Genomic DNA, 14,071 nt, shown 5'->3' with positions numbered 1-14,071 from the left:
TGCAAAATTTACGGCGATGACTGCCGCGGCCGGCGGGCCGCGGCGAGCAGGCGCCTTAGCCGGCGCGGCCTGCCAATCCATCCACCAGAATATGCGGCACGCCTTGCGGGCAGCGCTCCACGCGTCCTGTCACGCCGTAGACCGCGCGCAGCGTGGCGGCATCGATGACCTGCTCCGGCCGGCCATTGGCCAGCAACTGGCCGCCTTTCAGCATCAGCACACGGTCGGTATGGCGCAGCGCGGCGTTGAGGTCGTGCAGCACGATCACTGTCACCATGCCGCGGCGGCGGGTTTCGCGGCGCAGCAGGTCCATGACGTGGAACTGGTAGTTCAGGTCCAGCGCCGATAGCGGCTCGTCCAGCAGCAGCACCGCCGGTTCGCGGATCAAGGCCTGGGCGATGCCCACCAGCTGGCGCTGGCCGCCAGACAGTTGGTCCAGATAATGGCGCGCCAGGTGGGCGATGCCCAAGGACTCCAGCAGCGCCACCACCTCGTCGTCGCCATGGCGGCGAAACAGACCCGCAGCCGTGGCCTGGCCAGCCACCATCAAGGACTCGAACACCGTCAGATGCACGCAGGGCGGCAGCGTTTGCGGCAGATAGGCGGCCTCGCCGTGGCGGTGGTTCAATGGCCTATCGCCCAGCCGCACCGCGCCGTCGCAAGCCTGCAGGCCTGCCAGCGCGCGCAGCAGCGTGGATTTGCCGCTGCCGTTGGGGCCGAGCAGGGCGGCGACTTCGCCGGCTGCCAGGCTGGGCACGCTGAGCTTGTCTATCACCCGGTGTTTGCCGTAGCTCACCGACAGGTTTTCCAGCGACAGATGCCCGCTCATGTCCGACCTCCGTTGCGCAGCACGATGGCGATGAAGAAGGGAATGCCCACCAGCGAGGTAACGATGCCCACCGGCACGATGACGCCGGGGATCAGATTCTTGGTGACACAGGAGGCCAGCGACAGGATGGCCGCCCCGGTCAGCGCGCTGACCGGCAGATAGAAGCGATGATCCTCGCCCACCAGCCGCCGCGCGATGTGCGGCGCGATCAGGCCGATGAAGCCTATGGTGCCGACGAAGGCCACCGCCAGCGCGGTGAGCAGGCTGGCGCGCAGCAAGGACGCCAGGCGCAGCCGGCGCACGTCTATGCCGAAGCTGGCGGCGCGGTCCTCTCCCAGCCGCAGCGCGGTGAGTCGCCAGGCGTTGGCCATGGACCACGGCAGAATCAGCGCGAAAGCGCCGAACAGCAGCCCCAGCTTGGGCCAGTCGGCGCGCGACAGGCTGCCCATCAGCCAGAACACCAGGTCTTGCAGCGCGTCGGCGGTGGAAACGAACTGCAGCAGCGAAACCAGGGCGTTGAAGCTGAAGAACAGCGCGATGCCGAACAGAAGCACGCCGCTGGCGGCCATCCGCGCCACACGCGCCACGCCGTCCAGCAGCAGCGCGGAGCCGAGGGCGAAGACAAAGGCGTTGGCCGGCAGCATCCACGCCGCCGGCACGCCGGGCAGGCTGAGGTTCAGCAGAATGGCCAGCGCCGCGCCAAACGCCGCCGCCGGCTGCAGGCCCAGCGTGAACGGGTCGGCCAGCGGATTGTGCAGCACGGTCTGCATCTCCGCGCCGGCCAGGCCCAGCGCCAGGCCGGCGGCGACGGCGATCAGGGCGTAGGGCAGGCGGATGTCCCATACGATGACGGCGGTGGACGGATCAGCCGTGGCCGGCTCAAGCAGCGTTTGCCAGAACTCGGCCAGCGGCAGGCCACTGGCGCCGGTGGTGACATCCAGCGTCAGCGAGGCGAATATCAGCCCGATCAAAAACGCGATCAGCAACAGCCGGCGCAGCAAGCGCCGGCGGTAGTCGGCGGAGATGGCCGAGGCGGCGGGCGCCGCCATGGCGTGTTCCATCATTTGCCGCCCCTCGCCCAGTACGTGCCCTGCGGCGGGATCGCCAGAAAGTCGCGGTGCAGTTGTTGCCAGCTGGCGTCGGGGTCCAGCTTGGCGAAGCGCTGCGGCTGCAGCGTTTTGGCGAAGGCTTCCAGCAGCACGATGTGGTAAGGCGTGTTGTAGAAGTGGTGCCAGGCGCCGAAAGTGCGGCCCTCGCGCACGGCGGCCAGCGCGCCCACCGGCTTGCGCGCGGCGGCGGCGGCCAGCGAGGCGCGCGCCTGGGCCGGCGCGATATCCGCGCCGAACTGGATGCCGGCCTTGTCGCCGGGCGCGGCGCTGCCGGTGCCGATATACCAGTCCGGTTTGGCGGCCAGGATGTGCTCCATATTGACTTCGCCCACCGCGCCCGGAATCAGCTTGTCGCCGATATTGACGCCGCCTGCGGCATCCACCAGCTCGCCCAGGCTGCCTTTGCCGGCGCTGGTGACATTGGGGAAGGCGCCGGCGCGCAGGTCCAGAAACACCTTGGGCTTCTGCTGCGCCGGGATGGCAGCCACGGTGTGGCGGATGGCGTCCATTTTGCTTTGATAGAAGCGGATGAAGCGCTCCGCCTCGGCCTCGCGCTGCAGCGCCTGGCCCATGATGCGCAGGCTGGGCACGGTGTGCTCCAGCGGCGCGTTGCGGAAATCGACAAACACCACCGGCACTTTAGCGGCTTGCAGCTGTTTGACGATGGGGTTGTTCAGGCCGGGGCCGTGGCCGGAGACGCTGAAGATGGCGATGTCCGGTTTCAGCGCCAGCACTTTCTCGGCGCTGACCGAGTTCTCGCTGGTGCCGCCTATCAGCGGGATGCGGTCAATTTCGGGGAAGCGTTTCTTGTACTGGGCGTAGGTCTGCGGGTCCAGTTGGCGGAAGTCGCCTTGCCAACCTGCAATGCGGGCCAGCGGCTGCTTGCCTTCCAGCAGCGCCAGCGCGTAGAACAGCCGGCCTTCGCCCAGCAGGATGCGCTGCGTCTTGGCCGGCGCGTCCACTTTGCGGCCGGCGATGTCGGTGATGACGGCGGCCTGGGCGGTCAGCGCGCTTGTGGCGAACAGCGCGGCCAGCAGCAGGCGGGAGAATAGGGTTGTCATCGGGAATCCTTTACTTCTGCCAGTCGAGCTTGAGTTCCGGCTGCTTGGCCATCAAGCCCAGGTGTTCGTCCATGATGAATTCGATCTTGGCCAGCTTGTCGGCCGCGTCCGCCGCGCACACCATGTCCAGCGTGTCGCCTTGGCGCAGGATGTCGCAGGTGCCGATGGGAAACTGCACGTGGGCGCGATGGGTGTCGAAATCCACCGGCACTTTCAGCGCGTAGTGCTTGCACAGCTTGTACAGCACCTTGTCGGCGTGGGCGGTGGTCAAAGAAGCGCGGCTGCTCAGCATCTTGATTTCTCCTATTGCATAAACGGGAACAGGCAGTTGGCGGACCGATGGGGTCCGGCAACTGCCGTGCGCGGCTTCCCGTCTGCTTGAGCCAAGCGGACGGGAAGGGCGGGGTTTAGAACTTGCCGGTCAAGGTCAGCCAATAGCGGCGGCCTTCGTCGACCATCCAGTTGCCGTTGAGGCCGTTGTCGCGTGCGCGGTCATCGATGGCGACTTTGCGGTCGCCCACGTTCAGCACGGCGAAGTTGACGTCGAAGGTCTTGTTGATCTGGTAGGTGCCGCCCAGATCCCAGGTGCTGGAGCCGCCGCGGGTGCGGACGACGTTGGCGCCGTTGCGGAAACCGGTGTAGTACTGCTTGCCTTCAAAGTTGAGGCGGCTGTACACATCCAGTTTTTCCACCGGGTTCCAAGCCAGTTTGACGTTGCCGGCATGTTCCGGGGTTTTGTCCAGCGGCATGCCTTCCAGCGATTGGCCGGAGTAGCTGGTTTCCTTGCCGCCGTGGCGCTTGGACTTGGTGTAGGTGTAGTTGCCGGACACGGTCCAGCGCGGCGCAAACGCCCAGCTGCCGGAGAACTCCAGGCCATGGATGTCCACGTTGTCCACGTTGTCGTATACGTAGATGCGAGCCGGATTGCCCTTGGCGATCAATTCGTTGGTGAATTGGTCGGTGCCGTAGCTCACCACCTTGTTGCGGAAGCGGTTGAAGAAGGCGGTGGCGTTTGCGTTCAAGCCTTGGTTGTCGTCGAAGTGCAGGCTGGCTTCGTAAGTGGTGCTTTCTTCCGGCTTCAGCTTGGAGTTGCCGCACAGCAGGCCGGTTTCCACCTGGCTGCCGGTGCGCATGCAGTAGCCATCGGTGCTCTGGCGGATGGTCGGCGCCTTGAAGCCCTTGCCCACGCCGCCTTTCAATGTCCAGTTGGCGTTCAGTTGATCCACTAGGTACAGGCGCGGCGTGAAGTGGCTGCCGAAGACGCTGTGATGGTCCAGACGGCCGCCGCCGGTCAGCTTCAGGGTGTCGGTTAGGTCGTAAGTGTCTTCCGCGAATAACGCCCAAGTATTGACGGTAATCTTGTTAGGGTTGGGCGTGCCGGTGAATTTGAATGGGGGCAGCAGTGCTTCCTGCGCGGCCATATTGTCCCCGACTTGCTGGCCGACCTGGCTGCCTACCTTGAACGTGTGGCGATCAAACAGGAAGGTCAGTTGCCCATCCAGCGTGGTATTGGTCAGCTTCAGGCCTTTGCCGTCATCGACGTTGTTGACGCTGTGGCTGGGTTTTTCGATTTCCTGATACAGGGCCAGATTGGAGCGGATATTGCCGTACTTGCCGTTGTGGCTCAGGCTCCAGTGGTCGCGGACGTCAAAATAATCGTCCTTGGTATTCGGCGTGGTTCCCTTCAAATAGAGACCAACGCTCTTGCCGGGCGTGGTGGTCTGACGCAGCTCATTGTGGCCGGCTTCGAAGGTGATCTCGTGATCCTTGTTGGGGGTAAAGCTCAGCTTGGCGTTGATGTCGCCCAAGTGTGTGCCGACTTTGCCGCCATCGCCGCTGTTGGCGTAGAAGATATTGTCCTCTGCCTGATTATTCAGCGCGCCATACAGTTGCAGCGACAGCAGATCCTTCACCAGCGGGCCGCCCACCCAGAAGCTGCTCTGGCCGGTGTTGCCTTCATTGGAGTGTTCGGTGATGGTGCCGCCCAGCGTCATCGAACCGTGCCATTCCTTCGGCGCTTTGCGGGTGATGATGTTGACCACGCCGCCCATGGCGTCGGAGCCATACAACGAAGACATCGGACCGCGCACGACTTCAATGCGTTCAATCGCTTCCATCGGCGGAATCTGGAATTGCTGGAAGCCGCCGGTGCCGCGGCTGCGTGTCTCGCGGGTATTCTGGCGGCGGCCATCCACCATGATCAGCGTGTATTCGCCGGGCAGGCCACGGATGGAAATGTCCTTGTCGCCCGGGCCGGAACCATTGATGTTGATGCCTTCCAGATCACTGAGGGCATCGGTCAAATTGGTGTAAGGCTTCTTTTCCAGCTGCTCTCTCGTAATCACGGAAATGCTCGCGGGCGCTTCTTTGATCTTTTGTTCGTAACCGGTGGCGGTGACGACTACGGTCGGCAATTCAGCTTCCGCAGCATAGGCGGCGGGGAGGTGCAGGCTGCAGACGGCAGCAGAGAGCAGCGCCAGTCGGAAGCCCTGGCGTGGGAGGCGATTGTTTTTCATTGTCTAAACCCAGAGTTCATCACGGAACGGTTGTCCACTTGGCAGGCGCGGCGCTGTGGCAAGGTTTTATTGAGGCCAGCGGAATATTTGCGCAATCAATGTCAAATGGTTGACGTATTGTCGCACCAATCTACCTTAATGTAAATAGGAATTGTTTGCATTATCATTCTCAATAAAGCGGCGGCGCGTGCAGAAATCTGGTTTCTATCGCGCGCCGCCGGACGCAACGACGCTGGGATCAGCTCTGTTGCGGAGCCGCTTTAGGCGTCGGGGATTCGCTGCCCGCGCCATGCCGCAGCCGGCGCAGTTGGCCAAAGCCGGCGAGCATCGCCAGTCCGGCTGCCGCCGCGCTCAGGCCGAGCGCAGCGGTGGCGGCCATCGGCGCCAAAAGCCGCGCCAGCGCGCCCAGGCCGAAAGCGCCCAGGCTGTCGCCCGTCACGTCCTGCGCGTTCCACAGGCTGTTGACGCGCCCCAGCAGGTGGTCCGGCGTGCGGCCCTGCACCAGTGTGAACTGCAGCAAAGAGACGATGGAGCCGAAGTAGCCCACTACAGCCAGCGCCGCCAGCGCGGCTGCCAGGTGAGGGATCCAGCCCAGCGAGGCCAGGGCCAGCGCGGAAGCCAGCAGGGCGGCCAGCATGGCGGCGCCGGGACGGCGCAAGCCGGCCACCCAGCCGCTGGTGAAGGCGCCCAGCATGGCGCCCAGCGGCACCGCTCCATACATCAGGCCCACGGCGAAAGCGCCGCTGCCGTAGCCATCCTCCGCCAGCGACGGATACAGCACCCGCACCGAGGCCAGCAAAGCCTGCAGCGTGCCCACCGCCACCACCGCGCCGACGACCTTGTCCTGCAGCAGAAAGCCGAAGCCTTCGCGCAGCGCGCGCAAGGGATGGGCGAGCTCGCCGCCTTGCGGCAGCAGGCTGGGTAGACGGGTCAGCGGCACCAGGGTCAGCAAGGTGCCGAGGCCGGCCAGCAGGTAGTTCCAGTTGACGCCGATGGCCGCGATGACGGCGCCGCCCAGCAGCGGCGACAGCACCGCGCCCAGACGCATGGTCAGCATGCTCAGCGCGCCGGCCGCCGGCAGGTTTTCCCGCCCGACGATGGCCGGAATGGACGCCATCAGCGAGGTGATGCCTATGCCGCTGAAGAAACCATCCCAAGCCGATACCGCGTACAGCGCGGCCAGCGACGGCTGCTCCAGAAACCCATTGGCCGCCAGCGCCAAAAAGCCCAGGCCGCAGGAAGAGCGGCCTAGCAGAATCAGCCGGCGGCGGTCCATGCGGTCCGCCAGCACGCCGCCGCACATCAGGCCGGCGAACATGCCGATGCCGTCCAGCGCCATGGCCATGCCCACCTGCAGCGGGGAGCCGGTCAGCTGATGGATTTGCACTGGCACCGCCACCATCAGGATGCCGAAGGCGAACACCGAGATCAGGCGGGCGATGAAGATGCAGCGGAAATGCGGATTGAGCCTGAGCAGGCTGAAATCAACGAGGATGGGGGATTTTTTCATGGTAAGCGGCGATGTGGATGACAAAGGCTGGACCGGCGCCGAATGCGGATTCGGATGTCCTGTCGAAGCAGGCGCATGCTAGCACTTAATATTAATGAGAATCAATATTAATTGTGAGTCGAGCCAGAAAGCCCAGGCATATGGGGGCTCCTGGCGATGGGTAATTTGTTTTGCATCAAGCCGCGTTGTTAATACCTATTGCATGTCACCAATAATACCAATCTAATACCAAATGGCGCTGGCATCTGGCGCTGAAATGATTCCTGCCGAGCCCTTGCTGGATGGGTCGGCTTCGCATGGCTGTGGAGGAGGAGAGGAAGATGAACCTGAAACGATTACTGAGCATGGCTGTGCTGGCAGCCTTGTCGTCCGCCGCCTGGTCGGCGCCGGATGCGGCGGCGTTGGGGCAGAGCCTGTCGCTGAAAATGGCGGTGGATACCAATAAGGGCGCAGCTGCCGGCGCGCCCTGCGCCGACCTGGGCGCGGACTGGGCCTCCTGCCTGAAGGGCCGGCTGATTCTGGAGAACCGTGGCGGTGAAGCCGTGCCGGCCGGCAGCGGATGGAGCCTGTATCTGCACAGCATCCGCCGCATTCTGAAGCTGGATTCGCCAGACTTCGCCATCCGCCATATCACTGGCGACTTGTACCAGCTCACGCCCACGGCCGGCTTCCAGGGGCTGGCCGCCGGCCAGAAGCTGGAACTGCCGCTGATAGACGAATACTGGCTGCTGCAGGAAAGCGACGTGCTGCCGCGGCCTTATGTAGTGGTGGATGGCCAGCCGCCAGCCCTGCTGCAGCATGACAGCAGCGACGATGCCAGCTACCTGCTGCCGCTGACCGGCGACAACTGGAAGAACCCGGCCGGCGAACAGCGCCCGCTGGCCACGCCGGAGCAGCGCTATCACACCTTTACCCCGCGCGGGTTGCCGCTGTCTGCCGCGCAGGTGGCAAAACGCACCATCCCCGCGGTGATGCGGCAGCAAGCGGGCAGCGGCCAGGTGCAGGTGAGCGGGCTCAGTCTGAATCTATCCGGGCTCGATCCTGCACAGCGGCAGGCGTTGGCAGAGCGCGCGGCGCAGTTGGGGCTGCGCGCCAATGGGGCGCCGGTGGCGGGGGGAGTGGCCGGGACCAAATTGCCGGCAGACATCGCCGTGTCCGGCGGTTACCGCCTGTCAATCGGCCAACAGGGCGCCACGGTGGAAGGTTATGATGCGGCCGGGGTGTTTTATGGCGTGCAAACCTTGTTGGGCCTGGCGCCGCAAGGCGGCGGCGCCATCCCCGCGATGACGGTGGAGGACGCGCCGCGCTATGCGTATCGCGGCATGATGGTGGACCTGGCGCGCAACTTCAAGCAGCCGGCCACCGTGCGGCGGCTGATCGAGCAGATGGCCGCCTACAAGCTCAACAAGCTGCACCTGCACCTGTCCGACGACGAAGGCTGGCGCGTGCAGATTCCGGGCCTGCCGGAGCTGACCGACGTCGGCGCGCGGCGCTGCCATGACTTGAGCGAAACCCGCTGCCTGCTGCCGCAACTTGGTTCCGGCCCGGACAACCAGTCTGGCGGCGGCTATCTGACCCGCGCCGATTACATCGATCTGGTGCGCTACGCCCAGGCGCATTTCATCGAGGTGATCCCGGAATTCGACATGCCCGCGCACGCCCGCGCCGCCGTGGTGTCCATGGAAGCGCGTTACCGCAAGCTGATGGCGGCAGGCCAGCCGCAGGCAGCCAGCGAATACCGCCTGCTCGACCCGCAAGACCAATCGAACACCTTGTCGGTGCAGTTTTACGACCGCCACACCTACCTGAACCCCTGCGTGCCGGGCAGCCAGCGCTTCGTCAGCAAGCTGGTGTCCGAGGTGGCGGCCATGCACCGCGAAGCCGGCCAGCCGCTACAGACCTGGCACTTTGGCGGCGACGAGGCCAAGAATATCCTGTTGGGCGGCGGTTTTCAGGATGTCAGCGGCAGCGATCCGGGCAAGGGCAAGGTAAAAATGGCGCAACAGGACAAGCCGTGGGGCCGCTCGCCGGCCTGCCAGGCGCTTGTCAGCAGCGGCCAGATCAAGAGCGTGGACGACTTGCCGCTGAGGTTCGCCCGCCAGGCCAGCGGCATCGTGGCCGGCCAGGGCATCGCCGCCATGGGCGCCTGGCAGGATGGCGTGCACGGCGCGGCTGGCGCGTCGGACTTCGCCACCGCGCATACCCTGGTCACCGAATGGGACACCCTGTATTGGGGCGCCGCGCAGTCTGCCAGCGATTTGGCCAACAGGGGATTCAAGACCGTGCTGGCGATGCCGGACTATCTGTACTTCGACTTCCCCTACGAGCTGAACCCGCGCGAACACGGCTACTACTGGGCCTCGCGCGATACCGACAGCTACAAGGTGTTCAGCTTCGCGCCGGACAACCTGGCGCAGAACGCCGAAGTGATGCCGGATCGCCAGGGCAAGCCATTTGCCGTGACCAGCTCTGCCGCGCCGGCGCGTTTTGCCGGCATGCAAGGACAGGCGTGGAGCGAGATCGTGCGCACCGACGCCGAGTTTGAGCAGCGCGTCTACCCGCGCATGCTGGCGCTGGCCGAGCGCGCCTGGCACAAGGCGGCGTGGGAGCGGCCATACCAGGCCGGCGAAACCTACCAGCTGGGCGTCACCCACCTGGTGGACAAGGCGGCGCTGAACGCCGATTGGCAACAGTTTGCCGCCGTGCTGGGCTGGCGCGAAGCGCCGAAGCTGGAAAAAGCCGGCGTGCGATACCGCCTGCCGATGCCGGCGGTGCAGCCGGGCAGCGGGCCGTATGCCGTCACCACGGAATGGCCGGGCGCGCGGCTGCAGTACTCGACCGACGGCCGCAGTTGGCAAACCTATCAGCCAGGCCGGCAGGTGCAGGCCGATTACTGGCGCGGCGTGAGCCAGGACGGCAGCCGCGTGGGCCGGGTGGAGGCCTTGTCCTGGCAGTGAGCGGGCATGGGGCGCGGGCGCCGGCGGCGTTTTGAACGCGCTGGCCTGATGGCCTGCGTTATTTGACGGGTAAAGGACGGCGGGCCTGTTGGTCCGTCGTTTTCCTTGGCGCGGGCTTTGAAGAGCATGGCCAGGTTAGGTGGCCGGATTGGCAAAGGGGCTGGTGTCGCATCAAAAATGGCTGCTTTCGCATGGGGCGCTGGCACACAAGCATCTGGCAAGCCAGGGGCGATTCAGTTGACACTGATTCGCTTAACTGCCAACCTTCCGGCTTCAATTTTTTTGCCATTTCCCGCCATGAAAATCACCGCCAACACCGCCGTCACCCTGCGCATGAAAGTCACCGACAGCCAGGGCCTGGTTTACGACGATGGCAAACACCCGGTTTCCTACCTGCACGGCGATTACGACAATCTCTTCCCCAAACTGGAAGCCGCGCTGGAAGGCCAGGAAGCCGGCTTTCAAACCACGGTGGAGCTTGCTACCGAAGACGCCTTCGGCGCGCGCGACGAAGCCCTGGTCACCACCATGCCCAAGGCCGACTTCCCGCCCGGCATCAAGGTAGGCGGACAGATCCAACGCCTGGGTCCGGATGGCGAGCCGCGCTATTATTTCGTCACCAAGATCAAGGGCCCGACCGTATTGCTGGACGGCAACCATCCGCTCTGCGGCAAAACCCTGCGCTTCGCCCTCAAAGTGATGGACGTGCGCGAGGCCACCGCCGAGGAAATCGCCCACCAGCATGTGCATGGCGAGCACGGGCATCAGCACTGATCCCGCCAGCCCCAAGCAGAGCAAGCCCTCCTCATCCGGGAGGGTTTTGTTTTGACCGGACCTCCATTCAAACCACGCATCATGGTTCTCGAGCAAGGCATTCCGTTCCGAACTCGTCTATCAGTGCTTCAATGAAGCTGCGTATTTTTGCCGTTGGCTTCCGTTGAGACGGGTAAAGCACATGCATGGGACGAGATGGACCCACATAGTCCGGCAGGATGCGGACTAATCGCCCAGCCTTTATTTCTGGCTCCATTACATCCTCTGGCCCCAAGATAATACCGAAGCCCTCGGTGGCCGCATGCAGCAGCGCTTTCCAGTTGTCGCTGCGCAAGCGTCCATTTACTTCTATTTCATGAGTCATGTCGTTCTGGGTGAATATCCAGCGGCAGCGAATCGTTGAAGCTCCGTAGGTATATGCAAGACAATCGTGAAGAGACAAGTCTGCCGGTATCTCTGGTGCCCCGTGCCGAGCCAGATAGGAAGGCGCGGCGCAGGCAATCAGTCTGTATGGGGCCAGGGGACGGGCGATCAGGGATGAGTCCTCAAGCTCTCCTATGCGTATCAGGATTTCGTATCCATCCTCCAGCGGATCCACATAGCGATCACTGAGAGACAAATCTATTTTCACTTCCGGGTAACGAGCCAAATAGCGTGTGACGAAGGGCGCCAGGCTGAAAGATCCAAAAGTCATGGGTGCGCTAACGCGTAATAAGCCCTTGGGTTGGGAGTGCATTTCCTGGGCGAGGGAGTCGGCGGCATCGACTTCGGCCAATACCATTTTGCAGCGGTCGTAATAGGCGCGGCCGATATCGGTCAGGCTTTGTCGTCTGGTTGTCCGGTTGAGCAATGTGATGCCCAGGCTGGTTTCCAGTGCCGCGACGTGTTTTGCCACCATTTGCGATGACATTTCAAGCGCCTGCGCCGCTGCTGCGAATGAACCCAGTTCAGCAGACTTAGCGAAGACCGCCATGCTGGTCAACTTGTCCATGATTCTCTCTTCTGAGTTGTTTGTTATCCAATTTTTGGACCATTTATCTCTCAGGAATGGGTAAATATACTCCAAATGTCACTTTCATATGGAGTACTCGTCATGAAGATAGGAATCATTGGTGCGGGCGTGGTTGGCCGGGCTTTAGCCAAACTAGCGGTCAACGCCGGCCATGAGGTGATGGTCAGCAACTCGCGCGGTCCGAGGTCTATGTTTAGCCTGCCTTATTCCACAGGTTGCACGCTGGGTACCGTGGAAGAAGCTGCGCAGTTTGGCAGCATGGTTGTACTGGCAGTGCCACTGTATGCCTATCACACCCTTCCGCCTTCATTGCTAGCTGACAAGCTGGTGGTAGATGCCTGCAACTACTATCCCGAGCGGGACGGATGCATTGAGGCGCTGGACTTGAAGAAGACAAGCTCGAGCGAGTTGATTGCCAACTATTTTCCGCAAGCACGGATCGTTAAGGCGTTTAACGCCATCCCAATGAATGATCTGGAAAATGACGGCCAGCCTGTCGGAACACCGAAGCGCCGCGCACTACCCGTTGCTGGCGATCTTGAAAGCGATAAGGCGCTTCTAGCCATGCTTTATGAACAATTTGGATTTGATGTCGTGGATGCAGGCGTGTTGTCTGAAGGGGCGCGATTCGAACCAGGCACGCCTGCTTACTGCAAGCCGCTTAACAAGCAAGAGCTGCAAGCGGCCTTGGCCGCTGTATGAGGGGAGGCGGGGAGCCTCTCCCTCGTTGCGGAGGAGAGGGGACCGCTCAACGTCCCTGCCGAAACAAGGCCGGGCTGTGTTGCAGGCGGGTGGCGGCGATGCTGCCGCCTGCGCTGCTTGAGCCACCGGGCGCGGCGAAGCAGGCCACGGCCCCTTCCACTTGCAGCGCGACGGTTTGGCCCGGTTGCGGGCAGCTGTAGCCGGGCACGCGGGCGGCCAGTAGGCTGCCGTTTTCCAATACCAGCCGCACGCAGGCATCGTGGCCGCTGAAGCTGACGTCCAGCACGCTGGCTTGCGGCGCGTGGCCAGTTGAGGTGGGCGGCAGCAGGCGGATTTGTTCCGGCCGCAGCAGCACATTGACTTCGCCTTGCGGCATGCCGTCCAGCAGCGGCAGCCGGCCCAGCGCGCACTGCGCTTCGCCGCCTTGGGCGCGGCCGGGCAGCAGCACGGCGTCGCCGACGAAGTCGGCCAGTTCCGGGCTGGCCGGACGCTGGTACAGCGTTTGCGGCGTGGCCACTTGCAGCAGGCGGCCTTGCCATAGCACCGCTACCTGGCGGCCCATGGTCAGGGCCTCAGCCTGATCGTGCGTCACCATCAGCGCGGTGGTGCCGCTGGCGGCCAGCGCGTCGGCCACGGCCTGGCGGGTTTCGGCGCGCAGCGCGGCATCCAGCGCGGAGAACGGTTCGTCCAGCAGCACCAGCGCCGGCTTGGGCGCCAGGGCGCGGGCCAGCGCCACCCGTTGTTGTTGGCCGCCGGACAGCTGTTGCGGTGCGCGCTCGGCAAAGTTGGCCGGCAGGCCCACCATGTCCAATAACTCGGCCACGCGGCGGCGTTCGCGGCGCTCGGCGCGCGGCAGGCCGAACACGATGTTGTCCGCCACCGACAGATGCGGGAACAACGCGCCTTCCTGCGGCACATAGCCGATCTGGCGCTTCTCGGGCGGCAGATGAAGCTGCGCGCTGCTGACCAGCCGGCCGCCGATGCGGATGCTGCCGGCGTCGCAGCGTTCGAAGCCGCACAGCAGGCGCAGCAGCGTGGTCTTGCCGCTGCCGGACGGGCCCAGCAGCGCCAGCAGCGAGCCTTGTTCGACGGTCAGGTTGATGTCGTCCAGTACCCGGTGTTCGCCGAAGCGTTTGCCCAGCTTTTCGATTTTCAATTCCGACATGACGGCGTTTCCTGTGATTTCCAAGCTTGCGTCTGCGCGCCCAGCACGGCGCCGCGTCCCAGGCAGGACATCAGCAGCCAGGTGGAGAACAGCGACAGCACGATCAGAATGGCGGCGTACGGCGCGGCGGCGGCGAAGGCCAGGGCTGCGGTATCGGCCCACACCTGGGTGGCCAGCGTCTCGGTGCCGATGGGCGCCAGCAGCAGTGTGGCGGTCAATTCGGTGATGACGGAGACGAAAACCAGGCTGGCGGCGGCGCCCAGGCCCGGCGCGGCCAGCGGCAGCACCACGCGCCACAGCGCCTGCCACCAGTTGAGTCCCAGCGAGCGCGCCAGTTCCTCCAGCTTGCTTTCCGCCTGCATCAAGGCGCTGCGCACGCTGACCAGAGCCAGCGGCAGGAACATGATGGCATAGGCCAGCGCCAGCATGGCTGCGC

General features: G+C 64.0%; 12 protein-coding genes. 3 read left to right on the top strand and 9 right to left on the bottom strand.

Going from position 1 to position 14,071, the window contains the following annotated elements; translation table 11 throughout:
* Nucleotides 1–55 precede the first annotated feature (55 nt).
* The 6 genes from JHD59_RS10060 to entS form a co-directional block, all read right to left on the bottom strand.
* Nucleotides 56–829: an ABC transporter ATP-binding protein gene (locus JHD59_RS10060; protein WP_199154120.1), complete on the bottom strand. Its 774-nt coding sequence runs from the start codon at nt 827–829 to the stop codon at nt 56–58.
* A complete protein-coding gene (locus JHD59_RS10055; protein ID WP_233163984.1) occupies nt 826–1,893 on the bottom strand; it encodes an iron ABC transporter permease in 1,068 nt (355 codons plus the stop codon). Before JHD59_RS10055 ends, JHD59_RS10060 begins: the two co-directional genes overlap by 4 nt.
* Nucleotides 1,890–2,999 (bottom strand): ABC transporter substrate-binding protein, encoded by a 1,110-nt coding sequence (locus JHD59_RS10050; protein WP_103317026.1) that lies wholly within the window; start codon nt 2,997–2,999, stop codon nt 1,890–1,892. Before JHD59_RS10050 ends, JHD59_RS10055 begins: the two co-directional genes overlap by 4 nt.
* Before the next feature lie 10 nt (nt 3,000–3,009).
* The gene (locus JHD59_RS10045) at nt 3,010–3,291 is read right to left on the bottom strand and encodes a DUF2218 domain-containing protein (protein ID WP_199154119.1); all 282 of its coding nucleotides are present in this window, start codon (nt 3,289–3,291) and stop codon (nt 3,010–3,012) included.
* A gap of 115 nt (nt 3,292–3,406) precedes the next feature.
* Complete coding sequence (locus tag JHD59_RS10040) at nt 3,407–5,515, bottom strand: TonB-dependent receptor (RefSeq protein WP_199154118.1); 2,109 nt, start codon at nt 5,513–5,515, stop codon at nt 3,407–3,409.
* 238 nt (nt 5,516–5,753) lie between these two features.
* The gene (entS, locus tag JHD59_RS10035) at nt 5,754–7,025 is read right to left on the bottom strand and encodes an enterobactin transporter EntS (protein ID WP_199154117.1); all 1,272 of its coding nucleotides are present in this window, start codon (nt 7,023–7,025) and stop codon (nt 5,754–5,756) included.
* Nucleotides 7,026–7,345: 320 nt separating this feature from the next.
* On the opposite strand from entS, the gene JHD59_RS10030 reads away from it, so the two are divergent.
* Entirely contained in the window at nt 7,346–9,982 is a 2,637-nt protein-coding gene (locus JHD59_RS10030; protein ID WP_199154116.1) for a family 20 glycosylhydrolase, read from the top strand.
* 297 nt (nt 9,983–10,279) lie between these two features.
* Nucleotides 10,280–10,756: a peptidylprolyl isomerase gene (locus JHD59_RS10025; RefSeq protein WP_199154115.1), complete on the top strand. Its 477-nt coding sequence runs from the start codon at nt 10,280–10,282 to the stop codon at nt 10,754–10,756.
* A 79-nt stretch (nt 10,757–10,835) separates the two neighbouring features.
* Here the strand turns inward: JHD59_RS10025 and JHD59_RS10020 are convergent, their stop codons facing one another.
* Nucleotides 10,836–11,747: a LysR family transcriptional regulator gene (locus JHD59_RS10020; protein ID WP_199154114.1), complete on the bottom strand. Its 912-nt coding sequence runs from the start codon at nt 11,745–11,747 to the stop codon at nt 10,836–10,838.
* A gap of 102 nt (nt 11,748–11,849) precedes the next feature.
* Here JHD59_RS10020 and JHD59_RS10015 point away from each other — a divergent pair, with 102 nt between their 5' ends.
* A complete protein-coding gene (locus JHD59_RS10015) occupies nt 11,850–12,470 on the top strand; it encodes an NADPH-dependent F420 reductase (RefSeq protein WP_103321049.1) in 621 nt (206 codons plus the stop codon).
* Between the two features lie 46 nt (nt 12,471–12,516).
* Here the strand turns inward: JHD59_RS10015 and JHD59_RS10010 are convergent, their stop codons facing one another.
* Complete coding sequence (locus tag JHD59_RS10010) at nt 12,517–13,635, bottom strand: ABC transporter ATP-binding protein (protein WP_103321048.1); 1,119 nt, start codon at nt 13,633–13,635, stop codon at nt 12,517–12,519.
* A partial coding sequence (locus JHD59_RS10005; protein ID WP_199154113.1) for an ABC transporter permease subunit occupies nt 13,623–14,071 on the bottom strand: 449 nt, incomplete at its 5' end. The genes JHD59_RS10005 and JHD59_RS10010, both read right to left, overlap by 13 nt.

It is taken from the genome of Chromobacterium sp. ASV23, assembly GCF_016428945.1.
GTDB lineage: Bacteria > Pseudomonadota > Gammaproteobacteria > Burkholderiales > Chromobacteriaceae > Chromobacterium > Chromobacterium sinusclupearum.
The sequence above is the reverse complement of the archived record's forward strand: the minus strand, read 5'-3'. Positions and strand labels throughout refer to the sequence as shown.

Coding starts and splice junctions, on each gene's coding strand:
- JHD59_RS10025 (WP_199154115.1), top strand. CDS start 10,280: ATGAAAATCACCGCCAACACCGCCGTCACCCTGCGCATGAAAGTCACC.
- JHD59_RS10045 (WP_199154119.1), bottom strand. CDS start 3,291: ATGCTGAGCAGCCGCGCTTCTTTGACCACCGCCCACGCCGACAAGGTG.
- JHD59_RS10010 (WP_103321048.1), bottom strand. CDS start 13,635: ATGTCGGAATTGAAAATCGAAAAGCTGGGCAAACGCTTCGGCGAACAC.
- entS (WP_199154117.1), bottom strand. CDS start 7,025: ATGAAAAAATCCCCCATCCTCGTTGATTTCAGCCTGCTCAGGCTCAAT.
- JHD59_RS10060 (WP_199154120.1), bottom strand. CDS start 829: ATGAGCGGGCATCTGTCGCTGGAAAACCTGTCGGTGAGCTACGGCAAA.
- JHD59_RS10055 (WP_233163984.1), bottom strand. CDS start 1,893: ATGATGGAACACGCCATGGCGGCGCCCGCCGCCTCGGCCATCTCCGCC.
- JHD59_RS10015 (WP_103321049.1), top strand. CDS start 11,850: ATGAAGATAGGAATCATTGGTGCGGGCGTGGTTGGCCGGGCTTTAGCC.
- JHD59_RS10050 (WP_103317026.1), bottom strand. CDS start 2,999: ATGACAACCCTATTCTCCCGCCTGCTGCTGGCCGCGCTGTTCGCCACA.
- JHD59_RS10030 (WP_199154116.1), top strand. CDS start 7,346: ATGAACCTGAAACGATTACTGAGCATGGCTGTGCTGGCAGCCTTGTCG.
- JHD59_RS10040 (WP_199154118.1), bottom strand. CDS start 5,515: ATGAAAAACAATCGCCTCCCACGCCAGGGCTTCCGACTGGCGCTGCTC.
- JHD59_RS10020 (WP_199154114.1), bottom strand. CDS start 11,747: ATGGACAAGTTGACCAGCATGGCGGTCTTCGCTAAGTCTGCTGAACTG.